Origin of the sequence: Methylobacterium sp. yr668 (assembly GCF_900116245.1) — a bacterium.
Taxonomy (GTDB): domain Bacteria; phylum Pseudomonadota; class Alphaproteobacteria; order Rhizobiales; family Beijerinckiaceae; genus Methylobacterium.
In genome coordinates this window covers 137292-156396 of the sequence record NZ_FOZY01000011.1, presented here as the reverse complement: position 1 = coordinate 156396, position 19105 = coordinate 137292, and the positions used below count along the sequence as shown (strand labels likewise).

General features: G+C 71.6%; 18 protein-coding genes. 7 read left to right on the top strand and 11 right to left on the bottom strand.

Annotated features, from left to right (window positions below; translation table 11 throughout):
* Positions 1–131: 131 nt before the first annotated feature.
* Positions 132–1199, bottom strand: coding sequence for a DUF2891 domain-containing protein (locus BM419_RS16065; protein ID WP_091927030.1), 1068 nt, complete (start codon positions 1197–1199; stop codon positions 132–134).
* Positions 1200–1358: 159 nt separating this feature from the next.
* On the opposite strand from BM419_RS16065, the gene BM419_RS16060 reads away from it, so the two are divergent.
* Positions 1359–2144 (top strand): CDP-diacylglycerol diphosphatase, encoded by a 786-nt coding sequence (locus BM419_RS16060; protein WP_091927009.1) that lies wholly within the window; start codon positions 1359–1361, stop codon positions 2142–2144.
* Between the two features lie 10 nt (positions 2145–2154).
* On the opposite strand, the gene BM419_RS16055 is transcribed toward BM419_RS16060, so the two are convergent.
* Positions 2155–2682: a P-loop NTPase family protein gene (locus BM419_RS16055; protein ID WP_091927008.1), complete on the bottom strand. Its 528-nt coding sequence runs from the start codon at positions 2680–2682 to the stop codon at positions 2155–2157.
* The gene (locus BM419_RS16050) at positions 2679–3581 is read right to left on the bottom strand and encodes a LysR family transcriptional regulator (RefSeq protein ID WP_091927007.1); all 903 of its coding nucleotides are present in this window, start codon (positions 3579–3581) and stop codon (positions 2679–2681) included. The genes BM419_RS16055 and BM419_RS16050 overlap by 4 nt, the downstream gene beginning before the upstream one ends.
* 170 nt (positions 3582–3751) lie before the next feature.
* Here BM419_RS16050 and BM419_RS16045 point away from each other — a divergent pair, with 170 nt between their 5' ends.
* From BM419_RS16045 to BM419_RS16020, 6 genes are all read left to right on the top strand, one after another.
* Positions 3752–5296: an ABC transporter substrate-binding protein gene (locus BM419_RS16045; protein ID WP_091927006.1), complete on the top strand. Its 1545-nt coding sequence runs from the start codon at positions 3752–3754 to the stop codon at positions 5294–5296.
* Between the two features lie 224 nt (positions 5297–5520).
* The gene (locus BM419_RS16040; RefSeq protein WP_042669601.1) at positions 5521–6438 is read left to right on the top strand and encodes an ABC transporter permease; all 918 of its coding nucleotides are present in this window, start codon (positions 5521–5523) and stop codon (positions 6436–6438) included.
* A gap of 10 nt (positions 6439–6448) precedes the next feature.
* Entirely contained in the window at positions 6449–7384 is a 936-nt protein-coding gene (locus BM419_RS16035; RefSeq protein ID WP_091927005.1) for an ABC transporter permease, read from the top strand.
* 155 nt (positions 7385–7539) lie between these two features.
* Complete coding sequence (locus tag BM419_RS16030) at positions 7540–8961, top strand: M20 family metallopeptidase (protein ID WP_091927004.1); 1422 nt, start codon at positions 7540–7542, stop codon at positions 8959–8961.
* A gap of 4 nt (positions 8962–8965) precedes the next feature.
* Positions 8966–10570, top strand: a complete 1605-nt coding sequence (locus tag BM419_RS16025; protein WP_091927003.1) for an ABC transporter ATP-binding protein — start codon at positions 8966–8968, stop codon at positions 10568–10570.
* Between the two features lie 188 nt (positions 10571–10758).
* Positions 10759–11103, top strand: coding sequence for a hypothetical protein (locus tag BM419_RS16020; protein ID WP_091927002.1), 345 nt, complete (start codon positions 10759–10761; stop codon positions 11101–11103).
* Here BM419_RS16020 and BM419_RS16015 read toward each other — a convergent pair.
* The 8 genes from BM419_RS16015 to BM419_RS15980 all read right to left on the bottom strand — a co-directional run bounded on the left by BM419_RS16015 (position 11076) and on the right by BM419_RS15980 (position 19078).
* The gene (locus BM419_RS16015; protein ID WP_026605051.1) at positions 11076–11528 is read right to left on the bottom strand and encodes a Ros/MucR family transcriptional regulator; all 453 of its coding nucleotides are present in this window, start codon (positions 11526–11528) and stop codon (positions 11076–11078) included. The two genes, BM419_RS16020 and BM419_RS16015, sit on opposite strands and share 28 nt — an antisense overlap.
* Positions 11529–11755: 227 nt before the next feature.
* Positions 11756–12844: a YeiH family protein gene (locus BM419_RS16010; protein ID WP_091927001.1), complete on the bottom strand. Its 1089-nt coding sequence runs from the start codon at positions 12842–12844 to the stop codon at positions 11756–11758.
* A gap of 177 nt (positions 12845–13021) precedes the next feature.
* Complete coding sequence (locus tag BM419_RS16005) at positions 13022–13954, bottom strand: ABC transporter permease (RefSeq protein WP_020093976.1); 933 nt, start codon at positions 13952–13954, stop codon at positions 13022–13024.
* Positions 13947–14717: an ABC transporter ATP-binding protein gene (locus BM419_RS16000; protein WP_091927000.1), complete on the bottom strand. Its 771-nt coding sequence runs from the start codon at positions 14715–14717 to the stop codon at positions 13947–13949. The genes BM419_RS16005 and BM419_RS16000 overlap by 8 nt, the downstream gene beginning before the upstream one ends.
* 155 nt (positions 14718–14872) lie before the next feature.
* Positions 14873–16012 carry an amidohydrolase/deacetylase family metallohydrolase gene (locus tag BM419_RS15995; RefSeq protein ID WP_091926999.1) on the bottom strand — a complete coding sequence of 380 codons (1140 nt, stop codon included), beginning with the start codon at positions 16010–16012 and terminating at the stop codon, positions 14873–14875.
* A 128-nt stretch (positions 16013–16140) separates the two neighbouring features.
* Complete coding sequence (locus BM419_RS15990) at positions 16141–17157, bottom strand: ABC transporter ATP-binding protein (protein WP_091926998.1); 1017 nt, start codon at positions 17155–17157, stop codon at positions 16141–16143.
* Positions 17154–18167: an ABC transporter ATP-binding protein gene (locus BM419_RS15985; protein WP_091926997.1), complete on the bottom strand. Its 1014-nt coding sequence runs from the start codon at positions 18165–18167 to the stop codon at positions 17154–17156. Before BM419_RS15985 ends, BM419_RS15990 begins: the two co-directional genes overlap by 4 nt.
* A complete protein-coding gene (locus tag BM419_RS15980) occupies positions 18167–19078 on the bottom strand; it encodes an ABC transporter permease (protein ID WP_026605053.1) in 912 nt (303 codons plus the stop codon). The genes BM419_RS15985 and BM419_RS15980 overlap by 1 nt, the downstream gene beginning before the upstream one ends.
* Between the last annotated feature and the right edge of the window lie 27 nt (positions 19079–19105).

Below are 19105 nucleotides of genomic sequence, written 5' to 3'. Positions count from 1 at the left end.
CTCGTGGGCGTTTCCTCCCTAGACTTCCGGACCGTTCTCCTGAGGGCGGTCCTTTTTTTGTTGTCGTCGGGCAGTCGCCGGGCAGTCGTCGACATGGCCCGCGACGGACAGCTCTTAAGAATCTCTCAGATTTACTTCCCGCCGTCCTGGGCCTCGCCCAGAGCAACGTTCCTGGCACCGGTCTCGGCACCGGCCTCGAGGGCCAGCAGCGCGAAGGTCGCGAGCCAGTGCTCGCCCATGTAGTCGCCGGTGACGTGCGGGAGCCCGGCCGCGAGGTGCGACTCCGCGGCCGCGCGGAGCGGCGGCCGGCGGGGATCGTCCGGGCCGAGGGACGCGGCGAGCGCGCAGAAGCACCACGCGCGGCTGAGGTTCAGCCCGTCGAGATGGGCGATCTTCCCGTCGGAGCGGTCGGTCACGCCCGCGGGGCGGAACAGGGTCGCGGGCCGGGACGCCGCGAGACCGGGCAGGAACCGGTCGAACCAGGGCGCGAAGCGAGCGGGCGGCAGCAGCCGGCGCATGCACTCCGCCTCGATCAGCGCCGAGGAGAGGAAGTCGTCGCCACCGGGCTCGCCCCAGGCCGGGCAATCCGCGTCCTCCCCGTACCAGCCGACGGCGGTGTCGTGCAGCAGAGTGGTCAGCCCGGCATCCCCCGCGCCCTCCGCGTAATCGGCCGCCAGGCGCAGCGCGAAGGCGGTGTTGAAATGGGTCCCGACCCGCACCGGGTAGGACGCCACCGGCAGGAACTCCGCGAAGCGCCGGACGATCACCGCGGCCAGCGGCGCCAGGGCCTCGGACCAGCGGCGCTCGGGGAGCGCGGCGAGCGCGTCGGCGAGCTTCAGCAGCCAGCCCCAGCCGTAGGGCCGCTCGAAGCCCCGGGCGGTCGGGGCGGCGAAGTAGGCGCATTCCCCCGCCACCGTCGCGGGAGTCAGCTGCGCGTCGAGCCGGGCGCGGATCGCCGGGGCCTGCGGGCCGTCCGGGAACAGCCGCAGCACCCGCGCCAGCAGCCACGTACCGTGGACGCAGGAATGCCAGTCGTAGCTGCCGTGAAAGGCCGGGTGCAGGGCCGCGGGGGTGCGGGCATCCGCCGGCCCGGCCAGGACGTGCCCCGGCTTGTTCGGATACTCGCGGCCGACATGGCCGAGGGCGACGGCGGCGAAGCGCGCGGCGATGTCGGGGGTGAGCGTGGGCGCGGGCGTCATCGCGGCATTCCGGCGGTCGTTCTGCGGGGACTCGGCGACCGCCGGCATAGCGGGTTTCCCGGCACGGCGTCAGGGCTCGCGGATCCTTTGCCGGCACGGCCCCGGATCGGCTATCGCGGTGAGGCCGGGCCGGACGCGCCGGCCTCACCGGGAGCCCCCATGCGCCGCGCGCCGCCCGCCGCCCTCCTCGTCGCGGCCCTCCCGGCCGTCGCGGCCCTGGCGGCCGCCGCGGCACCGGCGGCCGCCGCGCCGGACCCGAGCCGCGACGTGCTGTGGGCCGCCCTGAAGACCTGCGTCCTCGCCAAGCGGCTCGCCAACCGGACCTTCCCGTGTCTGTCGGTCGATCTCGGGGACGGTGACCGTGCCGGCTCGGCGGTCCTGCGCGCGCCCGGCGAGCCGACCCACAGCGTCGTCATGCCCACCGACACCGTGCCGGGCCTGGAGGCGCCGGTCCTGCGGGGACCGCGCGGTACCGCCTACTGGCGGGCGGCCCTGGCGGCGCGGCCGCTCGTGTCGGACGTGCTGAAGGGGAGGCTCACCCCCGCGGAGGTCGGGCTCGCGGTCAACTCGGCCCGGGGCCGCAGCCAGGACCAGCTCCACATCCACCTCGACTGCCTGAAGCCGAGCGTGCTCAAGGCCGTCCGGGCGCACGGCCGGCAGGTGCGCCACACCTGGAGCCGCTTCCCGGTGCCGCTGGCCGGCGACCGGTACTACGCCCTGCGCGTGCCGGAGGCGGAGGCCGCGCAGTTCAACCCGTTCGCGGCCCTGCACACCCTGCCGGGCGCCCGGCCGGACCTGCACCGGACGAGCTTCGCGGCGCTCGCCACGCCCCCGGGCGATCCCGAGCCGGGCTACATCCTGCTGGCCTACCGGGCGCCGAGCGCCAGCGCCGAGGACGTGATGGACCACAGCTGCACCGTCGCTGCGTCCCGCGGCGGCGCTTGAGCGGGCCCGGTCACCGGCTCAGTCCCTCCGCGCGGTAGAAGCCGGCTAGGCCGGCCCCCGCGGCGAGCCGGATCTTGGGCAGGGCGACGCGGTCGAACAGGGCCGCGTCGCGCGCCCGGTTCCCGCGCTCGGTGACGGCGATGTGGCAGATCATCGCCCATTTCACGCTGTCCCGGCCGCCGTCGAGGGCGCCGAGCCGGTCGCGCACGAACCACGACCGGCGCAGGTAGCGGATCAGGCCGGTGGCGGTCGGGACGTCGAGGAGGATCACGCCCGTCGCCCGCTCCAGACGCTGCGGCAGGCACCGGGCATAGGTGCCGTCCATGACCCAGCGCGGCTCGCGGATCGCCGCGTCGTGCAGGGCCTGGAACTCCGCGAAGGGCCGCGGATCCCAGTCGGTGCCCGGCTGGTGGTACAGCCGGTCGAGGTGGACCGGCGGCAGGCCGCGCGCCCGCGCGATGGCGACCGCCAGGGTGGACTTACCGCTGTTCGACGGCCCCAGGATGCAGAGCCGCGGGCCGAGCGCGTCGAGGGTCACGGCGAGCGCGGGGGTGGCAGCGCGTCGAGCAGCTGGCGCAGGAATGCCCGCACCGCCTTCGGCAGCCGCCGGTCGCGCATCGCCTGGATCTTCACGCTCCGGGCGAGGCTCGTCCGGGACTGGATCGGCAGGCTGACAAGCTCGTTGAGCCGCAGGGGCGTCTGCACCGACAGCGCCGACATCAGGGCGATGCCGCGGGAGCGCCGCACGAAGGGCAGCAGCGCCGAGAGCGTGTTGGAGGTCAGCACCGGCTCCACCGCGATGCCCTCGTGCGCGCAGGCGGCGTCGAAGACCTGCCGCAGGGTCGTGTCCCGGGTCGGCAGGGCGACGGGATACTCCAGCAGGTCGACGAGGCGCAGGGCTGGAGCCCGCGCGAGGGGATGGTCGGGCGCGGCCAGCGCCAGCATGTCGACCTGCCCGTCGTAGAGCACCTCGACCTGCGCGGTGGGTGTCAGCGCGAAGGTGATCCCGAGATCGGCATCCCCCACCGACACCGTCTGGGTGACCTGGGCCGGGGGCTGGACCGTGACCTCGAAGCGGATGCCGGGATGGGCCGCGTGGAAGGCCGCGATCGCGTTCGGCACGATGTCGAGGGAGAAGCCCTCCGAGCAGGCGACCCGGATCAGCCCGCGGGCGAGCCCTTCCAGCTCCCGGATCTCGGTGACCACCTGCTCGGAGCGGATCAGCACCTGATGGGCGTGCTGCGCCAGCAGCTCACCGGCCGGGCTCGGCACCATGCCGCGCGGGCGGCGCTCGAACAGCACGCAGTCGAGCTCAGCCTCCAGGTTGGCGATCTGCCGGCTGATCGCCGAGGCCGCGACGTTGAGCTGGGACGAGGCGGCCGCGATCGACCCGGTGCGGGCCACGGCCAGGAAGTAGCGCAGGCCCGTACTCTGCATTATCGTGCTCGATGCGCTGTATGGTGCCGTGCACATTGCCGATACGGCAACGCAGCACTCGCTAAATTCTACTTGTTGCGATCCCAGATGCACAACACCATGGCAGGGTGAAAAACGCGGCAGCCGCGGAACCGTCCGCCGGGCCTGTCCGCCGCGCCGTCGGAGCCTGCATGCCGCTACGGACCCTCACCCGAGCCGCCACCCTGGCCGCCACCTTGGCCGCCTCGTTCGCGACCCTGATCGCTGCCCACCCGGCGCTGGCCGGCAAGGCCAACGACACATTGGTCTACGCGTCGGACAGCGAGCCCGAGAACGTCAGCCCGTACCACAACAGCGCCCGCGAGGGCGTGATCCTAGCCCGGAACTGCTGGGACACGCTGCTGTACCGGGATCCCAAGGACGGCACCTACAAGCCGTTCCTGGCGACCGCCTGGAAATGGGCGGACGACACGACCCTCGACCTCACGATCCGCGAGGGCGTGGTCTTCCACAACGGCGACCCGCTCGGGCCGGAGGACGTGGCCTTCACGTTCAACTACGTGCTGACCCCCGAAGCGCGCACGGTCACCCGCCAGAACGTCGACTGGATGAAGTCGGTGGAGGTGACCGGCCCGCACAGCGTGCGCATCCACCTGAAGGCCCCGTTCCCGGCGGCGCTGGAATACCTCGCCGGCCCGACCCCGATCTTCCCGGCCAACTACTTCAAGAAGGTCGGCCTCGACGGTTTCGCCAAGGCGCCGGTCGGCAGCGGCCCGTACCGGATCACCAAGGTCGACAGCGGCCGCGGCGTCTCCATGGAGCGGTTCGACAAGTACTGGGCCGAGAGCCCTCTGGGTAAGCCGAAGATCGGCAAGCTGCAGTTCCGCGTCATCCCGGACGGCGAGAGCCGGATGGCCGAGTTGATGACCGGCGGCGTCGACTGGATCTGGCGGGTGCCGAGCGACCAGGCCGAGCAGTTGCGCGCCGCGCCCAACATCACGGTCCTCAATTCCGAGACGATGCGGGTCGGGTTCCTGCAGTTCGACACGCTGGGCCGGGCGAAGGAGAACTCGCCGCTCAAGGACGTGCGCGTCCGGCAGGCGATCTCCTACGCCATCGACCGCAAGGCGATGGTCGACAACCTCGTGCGCGGCGCCTCGCGGGTGATGAACGCGCTGTGCTTCGTCGACCAGTTCGGCTGCACCGACCAGGGGGTGATGCGCTACCCCTACGACCCCGCCAAGGCCAAGGCGCTGCTCAAGGAAGCCGGCTACCCGAACGGGTTCGAGATCGACCTCGGCGCCTATCGCGAGCGCGACTACGCCGAGGCGGTGATCGGCTATCTCGGCGCCGTCGGCATCAAGGCGCGGCTCAACTACCTGCGCTACGCGGCGTTCCGCGACGCGCTGCGGGCCGGCAAGACCTCGATCGGCTACCAGACCTGGGGGTCGTTCTCGGTGGTCGCCGTCTCGGCCTTCGACGGGGTGTATTTCCGCGGCGGCGAGGAGGACCTGACCAAGGATCCGCAGGTGATCGCCGACCTGCAGGAGGGCGACAGCTCCATGGATCCCGAGAAGCGCAAGGCCGCCTACGCTAAGGCGCTCCAGCGGATCGCCGCGCAGGCCTACGCCCTGCCGATGTTCTCCTACTCGACCAACTACGCCTTCACGTCGGACCTCAACTTCACCGCCCAGCCCGACGAGGTGGCGCGCTTCTACGCGGCGTCGTGGAAGTGACGGCGGTGGCCGTAGCGCGCCGCTTTTCCCCTCCCCCTTGCGGGGAGGGGGCAGGGGTGGGGGTGGTGCAGACGGCACCGCTCCGCTCGATCCTGAACCACCCCCACCTCCGGCTCCTCCCCGCAAGCTTGAGCGATCCCGGGCAAACCCGGGATCGCCAGGGGAGGAGAGAACGCTCCGTCATGATCCGACGTGATCGACGGGAAACAGCAGGAGCCTGAGCCATGCTGGCCTTCACGTTCCGGCGCGTGCTGGTCGCCCTGGCGGTGGCCTTCACGGTCTCGGTGGCGAGCTTCCTGCTCCTCCACCTCTCGGGCGACCTCGCCACGGCCATCGCCGGCCCTGAGGCCACCGGGCCGCAGATCGCCCAGATCCGCCAGGATTACGGCCTGGACCAGCCGCTGCTGACCCAGTTCCTCACCTGGGGCTGGCGGGCGCTGCACCTCGACTTCGGCAACTCCTTCTATTTCCGTGAGAGCGTGATCGACCTGCTGGCCGCCCGCCTGCCGATCACCCTCTATCTCGGCATCATCGCGCTGGCCGTGGCGCTGTTCGTGGCCATTCCCCTCGGCGTCGTCGCCGCCGTGAAGCGGGACACGTGGATCGACCGGACGGCGCTCGCCGTCTCGGTGCTGGGCCAGGCGATGCCGAGCTTCTGGTTCGGCCTGACGCTGATCCTGATCTTCTCCGTCAACCTCCGCTGGCTGCCGGTCTCGGGCAACGCCACCTGGAAGAACTTCGTCCTGCCCGCAGTGGCGCTCGGCTACTACGCGATGCCGGCGGTGATGCGGCTCACCCGCAACGGCATGCTGGAGGTGCTGGCCTCCGACTACGTCCGCACCGCCCGCGCCAAGGGGCTGCCGCCCCGGAAGATCCTGGTGCGGCACGCGCTCCGCAACGCCGTGATCCCGGTGATCGCCCTGTCGGCGGTGCAGTTCGGCTTCATGCTCGGCGGCTCGATCGTGATCGAGGCGGTGTTCTCGCTCCAGGGCCTCGGGCAGCTCGCCTGGGAATCCATCGCCCGCAACGACTTCCCCGTCGTCCAGGCGATCGTGCTGGTGCTGGCCATGATCTATATCGGCCTGACGCTGGCGGCCGACCTGCTGAACGCCTTCCTCGACCCGCGCCTGCGCCAGTCGTGAGGATCCGCCGATGAGCCTCCCCCCCGACACGGCGGCGCTCGCCGCCCCCGCCCTGCCCCCGGACGCGCCGGTCGCGCTGGCGCCGGTCCCCTCCCCCACCCGCCTGATCCTGCGCCGGGGCCTGCGCCACACCGGCTTCCTGATCGGGGCCGGGATCCTCGGGCTGATCGTGCTGGCGGCGCTCGCCGCCCCGCTCATCGCGCCGCACGACCCCTACGCGCAGGACGTGTCCCGCCGCCTGATCCCGCCGATCTGGCAGGCCAAGGGCACCTGGGACCACGTGCTCGGCACCGACAAGCTCGGCCGCGACTACCTCAGCCGCCTCCTCTACGGCGGCCAGATCTCCCTCCTGATCGGGATCTCGGCGGCGCTGATCTCCGGGCTGATCGGCACGACCCTCGGTTTATGCGCCGGCTATTTCGGCGGCTGGGTCGATTCGGTGGTGAGCTACGTCGTGACCACGCGGCTCGCCATGCCGGTGGTGCTGGTGGCGCTCGCCATGGCGGCGCTGGTCGGCGGCTCCCTGAAGGTGGTGGTGCTGGTGCTGGGCTTCCTGCTCTGGGACCGCTTCGCCGTGGTGACCCGGGCCGCGACCCAGCAGATCCGCAACCAGGACTTCATCTCGGCCGCCCGCGCCGCGGGGCTGACCGACCTGCGCATCATCCGCCAGGAGATCCTGCCCAACATCATGAACGCCCTGATCGTCGTGGCGACCCTGGAGATGGCCCACGCGATCCTGCTGGAGGCCGCCCTGTCGTTCCTCGGGCTCGGCGTCCAGCCGCCCCTGCCCTCCTGGGGCCTGATGATCGCCGAGGGCAAGCAGTACATGTTCTTCCAGCCCTGGGTGATCACCATCCCGGGCGTGGCGCTCCTCCTCCTCGTGCTGGCGATCAATCTCTTAGGTGATGGCCTGCGCGACATCACCGCCCCCGAGGCACGCCATTGATGCCGTCGTCTTTGCGAGCGCAGCGAAGCAATCCAGGGCGGCGCCACGCTGCCGGGAGGTCCCGCTTCCCTGGGTTGCTTCGCTACGCTCGCAATGACGGGTGGGGCCGCCCGCGCGAACAAATGACACCCCTTTCCTTCGCCTGAGATCACACCATGACGCGAGACGCCGCCATCGCGCGCGCCACAGAGGCCTTCGATTCGGGCGCGTTCCTCGCGCTCCTGCGGGAGGCGGTGGCGATGCCGACCGAGAGCCAGGCCCCCGGCCAGGAGGCGGCGCTCCGCGCCTATCTCGACGCCTTCATCGCGCCGCTGGTCGCCCGCCTCGGCTTCGAGACCCCGAAGATCTTCCCCAACCCCGACGGGGTGCACGGCCCGTTCCTGATCGCCGAGCGGCGCGAGGGCCCGGACCTGCCGACCGTGCTGATCTACGGCCACGGCGACACGGTGCGGGGCTACCCCGAGCAGTGGCGCGAGGGCCTGGGCCCCTGGGAGATCGTGGTCGAGGGCGACCGCTGGTACGGGCGCGGCACCGCCGACAACAAGGGCCAGCACGTCCTCAACCTCGCCGCCCTGGAGCAGGTGATCGCGGCCCGCGAGGGCCGTCTCGGCTTCAACGTGAAGCTGCTGATCGAGATGGGCGAGGAATCGGGCTCCCCGGGCCTGCGGCCGTTCTGCCGCGAGCAGGCCGAGGCTCTGCGGTCCGACGTGCTGATCGCCTCGGACGGCCCCCGCCTCAACGGCGAGCGCCCGACCCTCTTCCTCGGCTCCCGCGGCGCCTACAATTTCGAGCTGAGCCTGAACCTGCGGGAAGGCCCGCACCATTCCGGCAACTGGGGCGGCCTGCTGCGCAACCCCGGCACGGTGCTGGCCTCGGCAATCGCCTCGATGGTCGATGCCCGCGGCAGCATCCTGGTGGACGCCCTCCGGCCGCCGCCGATCCCCGAGGGCGTGCGCGCGGCGCTCGCCGACATCCGGGTCGGCGAGGATCCGACCGCGCCCACGATCGACACCGACTGGGGCGAGCCGGGCCTCACCCCGGCCGAGCGGGTCTTCGCCTGGAACACGCTGGAGGTGCTGGCCTTCAAGACCGGCGACCCGGACGGGCCGCTCAACGCCGTACCGCCCCACGCCAAGGCGACCCTGCAGCTGCGCTTCGTGGTCGGCACCGACTGGCAGAACCTGATCCGGAACGTGCGCGCCCATCTCGACGCGCACGGCTTCCCGATGATCGAGGTCCGACCGGCCCGCGCCGCGGAAGTCTTCCAGGCGACGCGGCTGCCCGTGGAGGATCCCTGGGTCGAGTGGGCGCTCCAGTCGATCGAGGCGAGCAGCGGAAAAAAGCCGGCGCTGCTGCCCAATCTCGGCGGCTCGCTGCCGAACGACGCCTTCTCGGAGATTCTGGGCCTGCCGACCCTCTGGGTACCGCATTCCTACCCGGCCTGCCGCCAGCACGGGCCCGACGAGCACATGCTCGCCTCCGGCACCCGCGAGGGCCTGGCGATCATGGCCGGCCTGTTCTGGGATCTGGCCGAGGCCGGACCCGACATCCTCCGCCGCCGCACAGCGAGGGCCTGACACGATGAGCGAGCCGGTCGTCCGCATCCGCGATCTGACGATCGCGCTCCCCAAGGGCGCCGATCGCCCGCACGCGGTCGAGGGCCTGAACCTCGACCTCGAGGCCGGGAAGATCCTGTGCGTCGTCGGGGAATCGGGCTCGGGCAAGTCGATGAGCGCCTACGCGCTGACCGGCCTCCTGCCCCGGGCGCTGAAACCCACCGCCGGCACGATCCTGTTCGAGGGCCGGGATCTCCTGACCCTCGACGAGCCCGCTTGGCGCAGCTTGCGCGGCCGGCGCATCGCCATGGTGTTCCAGGAGCCGATGACGGCGCTGAACCCGGTGATGCGGATCGGCGACCAGATCGCCGAGATGTTCGAGGCGCACAACCTGCTCACCCGCAGCGCGCGCTGGGCCCGGGCGGTGGCGCTCGCCACCGAGGTCGGGCTTCCCAACCCCGAGGAGGCGGTGCGGGCCTACCCGCATCAGCTCTCCGGCGGCCAGCGGCAGCGAGCGATGATCGCCATGGCGCTGGCGCTGGAGCCCTCGGTGCTGGTCGCCGACGAGCCGACCACGGCGCTGGACGTCACCACCCAGGCCCAGATCCTCCGGCTGATCCGCGACCTGCAGCGGAAGCGCGGGATGAGCGTCCTGTTCATCACCCACGATTTCGGCGTGGTGGCGGAGATCGCCGACCACGTGGCGGTGCTCCAGCGCGGACGGCTGGTCGAATCCGGCACCGCCGAGGCCGTGCTGCGCAATCCGCAGGCGCCCTACACCAAGGCGCTGCTCGCCGCCGTCCCGAGCCTGACGCCGCCGCCGCGCCCGCCCCTGGAGGCGGCCCCGGTCGCGCTCTCCGTGAACCGGTTGTCCAAGACCTATTCCGGGCGCTCCGGCCTGTTCGGCAAGCCGCGGGTCGTCGCGGCCGTCAAGGAGGTCTCGTTCGACGTCCGCCGCGGCGAGACCCTGGGGATCGTCGGTGAATCCGGCTCCGGCAAGTCGACCACGGCGCGGCTCGCGATCCGGCTGATCGAGCCCGACGGCGGCACGGTCCGGTTGGGCGAACTCGACTACACGGCGCTCAAGAGCGGCGACCTGCGCGACAAGCGCAGCCGGATCCAGATGATCTTCCAGGACCCGTTCGCGTCGCTGAACCCGCGGCGCACCGTGGAGCAGATCATCACGGCGGGCCCCATCGCCCACGGGGTCCCGGCCGCCGAGGCCCGGGAGCGGGCGCGCAGCCTCCTCGACCTCGTCGGTCTCGATCCGAAGGCCGCCGCCCGCTACCCCAACGCCTTCTCGGGCGGGCAGCGCCAGCGCATCGGCATCGCCCGAGCGCTCGCGATGGAGCCGGACGTGCTGGTGGCCGACGAGGCGGTCTCGGCGCTGGACGTCTCGGTCCAGCGGCAGGTGCTGGACCTGCTGGAGGACCTGAAGCAGAGATTGTCGCTGGCGATGCTGTTCATCACCCACGATCTGCGGGTGGCCGCCACGATCTGCGACCGGATCGCCGTGATGCACCGCGGCGCCATCGTGGAGATGCGGGGCACCGCGGACCTGTTCGCCGCGCCGGAGCACGCCTACACCCGCACCCTGCTCGCCGCGGTGCCGGGCGCGCGCGCCTCCTGAGCCGTTCCGGCCCCGGACGGGCCAATCTGGGACGCAGAGACAAGTTTTTTGGACGGGACCGCCCTGTCCGGATTCTGCAAGTTCAGTAGGATAGCGCCGTTGTCGAGGGTGGAGCACCCCGGCGGATCCACGGCTGCACCCGCTATCCGTCCCCGCCCGCACCTCGCACGGGGACAGGGTTATCGAGCGTGTCGATCTCAGACAAGACCGACGACATCCGGCAGAACCGCAAGCGCAGCGAGACGAATCTGCCGCCGGTGCTCCGCCGCGGGCGCGAGCACCGGATCGTGCGCTGGATCGGCGCCGCGAACCGCAAGGCGCCGCGCCCCGCGGAGGAGCCCGCGGCCGCGGACAACCGGGTGATCAAACTGAGCTGGGCCGACACGTTCGGCCGCCCGGGCCGCGCCGAGCCCGGCCGATCCGAGCCGGCCCCCGCGCAGGTGCTGCCGTTCCTGGGGCGGCGGAGCGAGACCGCGCCGCGCGCGGCCCCGCGCCGCGCCGCCGATCAGCCGCCGGTGCCCGTCCTGCGCTGATCGACGCGCCCGCCGGGCACGCCGAGGCCGATCGCCTTCGCCAGCGCGGAGCGCTGCGCGGCGTAGCCCGGCGCCGTCATCGGGTAATCGTCCGGCAGACCGTAGCGCTCGCGGTACCGCTCCGGCGTCAGGCCGTGGGCGGTGAGGTGGCGCTTCAGGGTCTTGTAAGTCCGGCCGTCGATGAAGCTGACGATCCCGTCCTCCTGGACCGACTTGCGGATCTGGGCCGGCGTCGGCCGCTCCACGGCCGGCTCGACCGCGGCCGCCGGCGCCTGCCCGTCGAGGGATGCCAGGGCCGCGTGCACGCTCGCCATCAGCTCGGGCAGGGCCGTCGGCGGAACGGAATTGTTCGAGACGTAGGCGGCGACGATCTCGCCCACCAGCGTGACCAACCTGAGGCTGTTCTCGGGATTCTTTTCAGGCACTGCGCGAGTCCACACGAAGCTTTCGACGACGATGCCTGCGGTTCCAAAGCAAAAACCGCGTATGTGTCAAGACGGTCTTGACTGAGGGATGATCACCCGAAGCGCTTTTCGGTGCGGATGGGCCGGATCGCCGGCGCGAAAGGCTCCGGTCACCTGCACAAAGGTGCCGATGGAATGCCTGTTACACGGGTCGGGAGCCCGCGCGGCGGGAAAGACCGCGCGCGGCGTCACCCGATCCCGAGAGCGCGGATCAGCGTCAGGCTGAGGGCGATCAGGACCGCTAGGGAGGCGGTGACCGCGAGGGTGACCCGGCCGCCGACCCGGGCCAGGACCCGGACGTCGACCCCGAGGCCGAGGGCGGCCATGGACAGGACCGTGAGCACGCCGGCGAGCTGGGTCAGCGGCTTCACCGCCGGGTCCGGGACGAGGCCCAGGGAGCGCAGGGTGGCCAGCGCCAGGAAGCCGAGGATGAACCAGGGCACCAGCTTGGTGAAGCCCGGACGGGACGGCGCCGGCGGCGCCCCCGCCGCCTGCGGCAGACGCGGGGCGATCAGCGAGAACACCACCACGACCGGGCCGAGCATCAGCACCCGCACCAGCTTGACCAGGGTGCCGACCTGGGTCGACAGCAGGCTCACCGGGACGGTCGCGGCCAGGACCTGCGGCACCGCGTAGACGGTGAGCCCCGCCAGCACCCCGTACTGGTTGTCGGTCATGCCCGCGAGGGGCACGAACAGCGGCAGCCCGAGCACCATCAGCACGCCGAGGACGGCGGTGAACGCGATGGCGGCGGCGATGTCCTTCGCCTCCGCGCCGATCACGGGCGCGACCGCCGCGATGGCCGAGTTGCCACAGATGGCGTTGCCGCAGGCCACCAGGATCGCCATCCGGGCCGGCAGCCCGAGCGCCCGGCAGATCGCCACGCTGGCGGCGATGCCGAGCACCACGGTCCCGACGATGCCGGCCAGCAGCGCCGGGCCGGAGGCGAGGATCGCCCCGAGGCTCAGGGAGGCGCCGAGCAGCACCACGGCGACCTCGAGGAGCTGCTTGGCCGAGAAGGCGATGCCGGTGCGGAACCGTGCCGGGGGCGTCCAGGCGGTCCGCACCGCGATGCCGATCAGGATCGCCAGGACCAGGGCCTCGATGTAGGGGTGACCGGCGACCCGCTCCTCTACCGCCTGCGCGGCCATCGCCACCGCGGTGATCACCGCGCACAGGCCGATGCCGGGCAAGACCGAGGCGGCCGTGTCCGACCGGCCACCCCGTTCGGGGCGGGCCGGCGTCGGGGCCGTCTTGGATGGGGCGTCAGGGCTCACGGGAACGGGCTCCGGGGGTCGTAAGCGGAGCCTATAGGAAGAAAACGTTCGCCGCACCGTCGCAACAGAGAAGTTCGATCTCTATTCGAGCAACATGTGAGAAGACACGTCTCCGCAGAGATCGGGGCCGGCCTCGGGCGGAGCGCGGCCGGAGCGCTCCGCCCGGCCCGCCCCCGCTCAGGCCTGCATGCCCCAGCGCTGGACGGTGCGCCGCTCGATCGTCTGGAAGATCAGGTTCTCGACCACGAGACCGATCAGGATCACGGTGAGCAGCCCGGCGAACACGTTCGGGATGTCGAGCATGTTCTTGTTCTCGAAGATGAACCAGCCGAGGCCGCCCGCCCCGGACGACACCCCGAAGACCAGCTCGGCGGCGATCAGGGTGCGCCACGCGAAGGCCCAGCCGACCTTCAGGCCGGTGAGGATCGAGGGAAAGGCCGCCGGGATCAGGATCTTGCCGATCAGCCGCGGGCCCGACAGTCCGTAATTGCGCCCGACCATCTTGAGCGTGCGGCTGACCGACAGGAAGCCCGAATGGGTGTTGAGGGCGATCGCCCAGGTCACCGAGTGGACCAGCACGAAGATCAGGCTGCCGTTGCCCAGGCCGAACCAGATCAGCGCCAGGGGCAGGAGCGCGATCGCCGGCAGCGGGTTGAACATCGACGTCAGCGTCTCGAGCAGGTCGGTCCCGATCCGCGACGCGATGGCGACGCCGGTGAGCACGGTCGCCAGGGCGACGCCGGCGGCGTAGCCCATGAGCAGTACCTTCAGCGAGCTCCAGGCCCGGGCCGGCAGCGTGCCGTCCGCGATGCCCCGGAAGAAGGCCTCCACGGTCGCCGTGAAGGTCGGGAACAGGAGGTCGTTGTCGAGATAGCGCCCGTAGGCCTCCCAGATCCCGGCGAGGAGCACGAGGATCACGATCTTGCGCAGCCACGCCTGGTTGTAGAGGCGCTCGGTGATCGACAGCGGCTTCTCCACCACCGCGGCGCCGTGGGCGTGGCCGGTCTCGCGCACGATCTCGGGCCGGCCGGACGGCGGCAGGGACGACAGACGCGGCGCGGCGCTCGGCCCGGCCAGCGGGGCGCCGCTCAGGGCTTGCGCGCTAGACATTCTCCGCCTCCTGGATCTCTTCCGAGAACAGCATGTGCTGGATCCGGCCCTCGAGCTGCAGCGCCGCCTCCGGCGACGCGGCGCTGTTGAGCTCGGCCTTCACCTCGCCGGGATGGGGCGAGAGCAGCAGGATGCGCGAGCCGACCTTGATCGCCTCAGGGATCGAGTGTGTGACGAACAGCACGGTGAAGCGCGTGCCCTCCCACAGGGCCAGCAGCTCGTCCTGCATGCGCCGCCGGGTCAGCGCGTCGAGCGCCGCGAAGGGCTCGTCCATCAGCAGGATGTCGGGCTCCATCGCCATGCCGCGGGCGATCGCGACGCGCTGCTTCATGCCGCCCGACAGGGTGTGGGGGTAGCTGTCGGCGAACTTCGTGAGGTTGACCTTGTCGATGTAGAGGTTCGCCCGGTCCAGGGCCTCGCGACCCTTCAGCCGGCCCGAGGCCTCGAGGGCGAAGACCACGTTCTGCCGGACCGTCTTCCACGGCAGGAGCTGGTCGAATTCCTGGAACACCATCATCCGGTCGGGGCCGGGCTCGGTGACCGGGCGCCCCTTCAGGCGGATCTCGCCCTCGGTCGGCGCCATGTAGCCGCCCACCGCCTTGAGCAGGGTCGACTTCCCGCATCCGGACGGCCCGAGCAGCACGAAGCGGTCCCCGGGCCAGACCCGGAAGCTCACCCGGTAGGTGGCCGTGACGAGGTGCTCGGGCGTCTTGTAGCGGAGCGTGACGCCGTCGACCTCCAGCAGAGGCTGACCCGTGTCCATCCATCCTCCCTGGCGCCGCGGTTTGAACCGCGTTTCGCTGAGGGCCGGAGATGGTCCGCCCCTCACGGGAAAGTGTATCGGCCCGCGGAAGAGGCTGTAAAGGTCGATATTTTGTATGCGATGGGATCTTCGTCCCGATCGTCAGGCCCGACGGGTCAGGCCGGGTGCCACCACCGGCCCTTCAGCACCACGCCCTCGGCGGTGATCCGCCGGTCGCCCGTCATGTGCTCGCCGCGCGTGTCGACGTAGTCGAACGCGCCGTCCCGCACCGCCAGCACGGTGGCGTCGCCCAGCGCCCCGACCTTCAGGGTCCCGTACTCCATCCGCTTCAGCGCCACGGCGGCGTTCACCGTGGAGGCGGCGATCACGTCGGTGAGGCTCATGCCGAGGCAGAGCATCTTCGACATGGTGGTGACCTGGTCGAAGGCCGGCCCCTCGATGCAGAGCTGGTGCACGTCCGACGAGATCGTGTCGGGCAGGAAGCCGCCCGCCAGCATGGCCCGCGCCGTCCTGAAGGCGAACGAGCCCTTGCCGTGGCCGATGTCGAAGATCACGCCCCGCGCCCGCGCCTCGCGGAGCGCCGGCTTCACGGCGCCCTGGGCCGTGATGGGCGAGTTCGGGAAGGGCCGGAACGCGTGGGTCAGCACGTCGCCGGGCCGCAGCATGGCCAGCACCTCCTCGTAGCTCGGCGGCGGCTCGTCGATATGGGCCATCAGCGGCAGGCCGGTCTCCTCGGCGACCTGCAGGGCGATGTCGAGCGGCGCGGTGCCCTGGTCGCCCGAGGCGTGGCGCCCGACCCGGACCTTGATGCCGACGATCACGTCCCGGTTGGCGTCGGCGACCTCGACCGCCTCCCGGGGCGCCATGAGCCGCGGGTCCTCGCTCTCGCCGACCATGATGGTCTTCGAGAAGCCGAAGATGCCCGCGAAGGAGACGTGCAGGTATGCGAGGATCCGCGCCTGCGACCGCTCGATCACGTGGCTGCGGAAGCCGGCGAAATTGCCGGGCCCGGCGCTGCCGGTATCGACCGAGGTGGTCACCCCCGAGGTCCGGCAGAAATCGTCGGCGTCGATGCCGAGCGAGGTGCCGCCCCAGTAGACATGGGTGTGCAGGTCGATCAGGCCCGGCGTGACGATCGCGCCTTCCATGTCGCGCACCTGCGTGCCGGGGCCCGCCGGCAGGTCGCGGCCGAAGCCCGAGACGCGGCCGTCCGCGAAGGCGACGTCGCAGATCCCGTCGTGGTTCTGCGACGGGTCGATGACCCGGGCGCCCTTCAGGATGAGGTCGTGCTGCACGAGAGACTCCGGATGTGGTTCGCGGGAATCCGACCCGTCCTCGCGAGCGAAGCGACCCAGGGATCCGCCACGCTCGGGGATCGCGCGCTGCCCTGGGTCGCTTCGCTGCGCTCGCGAGGACGGCGCCGTCAGGCCGCCCGGGCGGGCACGGCCGTGTCGTTGAGGTGGCAGGCGGCGAAGTGGCCGGCGCCGACCGCGTCGAGTCCCGGCACCTCGGTCCGGCAGCGGTCGAAGGCGTGCGGGCAGCGGGTGTGGAAGCGGCAGCCGGAGGGCGGGTTGATCGGGCTCGGCACGTCGCCCTTGAGCACGATGCGGGTGCGCCCGGCCCCGGGCTCGGGGATCGGCACCGCCGAGAGCAGCGCCTGCGTGTAGGGGTGCTTGGGCGCGAGAAAGAGATCGCGGCGCGGCCCGATCTCGACGATCTTGCCGAGATACATCACCGCGACGCGGTGGGTCATGTGCTCGACGATGGCGAGGTCGTGCGAGATGAACAGCATCGCGAGATCGAGCTCGCGCTGCAGGTCGCGCAGCAGGTTGACGATCTGCGCCTTCACCGAGACGTCGAGGGCCGAGACCGCCTCGTCGCAGATGATCAGGTCCGGCTCGGCGGCGAGCGCCCGGGCGATGCCGATGCGCTGGCGCTGCCCGCCGGAGAACTCGTGCGGGAAGCGCCCCAGCGCCTCGCGCGGCAGGCCGACCCGCTCCATCAGGCTGGCCAGCCGGCTCTCCAGGTCGGCGCTGTTCCGGGCGAGGCCGAAATTGCGGATCGGCTCGGCCAGGATCGCCCGCACCCGCATCCGCGGGTTGAGCGACGAGAACGGGTCCTGGAACACCATCTGGATGTGGCGCCGCAGGGGCCGGAGCGCCCCGGCCGAGAGGTCGTCGATGCGGCGCCCGTCGAGCACCACCTGGCCGGCGGTGGGCGCATAGAGGCGCATCAGCGCCTTGGCGACGGTGGACTTGCCGCAGCCGGACTCGCCGACGAGCGAGAGGGTCTCGCCCCGGGCCACCGTGAAGGACAGGCCGTCCACCGCCTTGAGCACGCGCTTGGACTGGCCGAACAGGCCGCCGCCGAGGGCGAAGTGCTTCTTGAGGTCGTTGACCTCCAGCAGGGTGCGGGCGGCGGGTGCGGGCGTGGCGCTCATGCCGCGAGGGCGTCCTTCGGCGCGTAGTGGCAGGCGGCGAGGTGGCCCGGCGCCTTCGGCTCCAGGGCCGGCGCGTAGGCGCGGCACAGGTCGGTGACGTCCGGGCAGCGCCCGGCGAAGACGCAGCCCTCGATCCGGCCCTTCAGGCTCGGGACCATGCCGGGGATCTCGGCGAGCCGCGCGTCGGCGCCGTGCTCGACGGCGCCGAGCTTCGGCACCGCCCCCATCAGGCCGCGGGTGTAGGGGTGGCGCGGCGACCGGAACAGCTCGCGGACCGGCGCCTCCTCGACCTTGCGGCCGGCATACATCACCACCACCCGGTCGGCGACCTCGGCCACCACGCCGAGATCGTGGGTGATCAGCATGATCGCGGCCCCGACCCGGGCCTTCAGGTCGCGCATCAGGTCGAGGATCTGGGCCTGGATGGTCACGTCCAGCGCCGTGGTCGGCTCGTCGGCGATCAGGAGCTTCGGCGAGCAGGCGAGCGCGATGGCGATCATCACCCGCTGGCGCATGCCGCCGGAGAGCTGGTGCGGGTATTCCCGCACCCGGCGCCGCGGCTCGGGGATGCCGACCAGCGTCAGCATCTCCACGGCCCGCTCCTCGGCCTCCCGGCGGCCGAGCCCCTGGTGCAGCCGCAGGGTCTCGCCGATCTGGCAGCCGACCGTCAGCACCGGGTTCAGCGAGGTCATCGGCTCCTGGAAGATCACGCTGATGTCGTTGCCGCGGATCTTGCGCATGGCGCTGTTCGGCAGGTCGAGGAGGTTCTTGCCCTCGAACTTGATGGCGCCGGCGATGCGGGCCGGCGGCTCGGGCAGGAGCCGCAGGATCGACATCGAGGTCACCGACTTGCCGCAGCCGGACTCGCCCACGATCGCCAGGGTCTCGCCCGACTGGATCGCGAACGAGACCCCGTCCACCGCCCGGTTCACCCCGTCGGGGGTGCGGAAATGGACCTGCAGGTTCTCGATCGACAGGAGGGGGGTGCCGCTCATGCTGCCGGTCCTCATCAGACGTCTTTCGCCATGCGGGGGTCGAGGGCGTCGCGCAGGCCGTCGCCGACGAGGTTCACGGCGAGCACCGTCATCGAGAGGAAGATGGCCGGGAACAGGATGATGTAGAACTTCACCTGCCAGAGGGCCCGGCCCTCGGCCATGATGTTGCCCCAGGAGGGCGTCGAGGGCGGCACGCCCGCGCCGATGAACGACAGGATCGCCTCGGTGATCATCGCGGAGGCGCAGATGTAGGTCGCCTGCACGGTCATGGGCGCCAGCGTGTTGGGCAGGATGTGGCGCCAGATGATCGCCGGCATCCGGGTGCCGGTGGTGACCGCCGCCTCGACGTAGGGCTGCTCGCGCAGCGACAGCACCACGCCGCGCACGAGGCGGGCGACGCGCGGGATCTCCGCGATGGTGATCGCGATGATCACGTTCTGGACCGAGCCGCGGGTGAGCGCCATCAGCGCGACCGCGAGCAGGATCGGCGGGATCGACATCATGCCGTCGACGACCCGCATGACGATCCCGTCGAGCCAGCGCACCATGCCGGAGACGAGGCCGACCGCGAGCCCGGCGACCGAGGCGAGGAACGCCACCGAGAAGCCGACCAGCAGCGAGACCCGGGCGCCGTAGACCACCCGCGAGTAGACGTCGCGGCCGAGCATGTCGGTGCCGAACCAGTACTGCGCCGACGGGGCCCGGGTGCGCTTGGCCGGCGCCAGGGCGGTCGGGTCGACGGTGCCGAGATAGGGGGCCAGCACCGCCATCAGGAAGACGATGAGGAGCAGCACGCCGCCGACCACGATGGTCGGGTTGCGGCGCACATAGGTCCAGACCCGGCCCCGGCGCTTGCGGGCCGGGATGACGTCGGGCAGCGGCGCCGCGACGGCGAGGCCCGGCGGCGGGGGCGCCTTGGGGGTGATCCCCTCGGGCGGGGCGCCCGCCTGCGG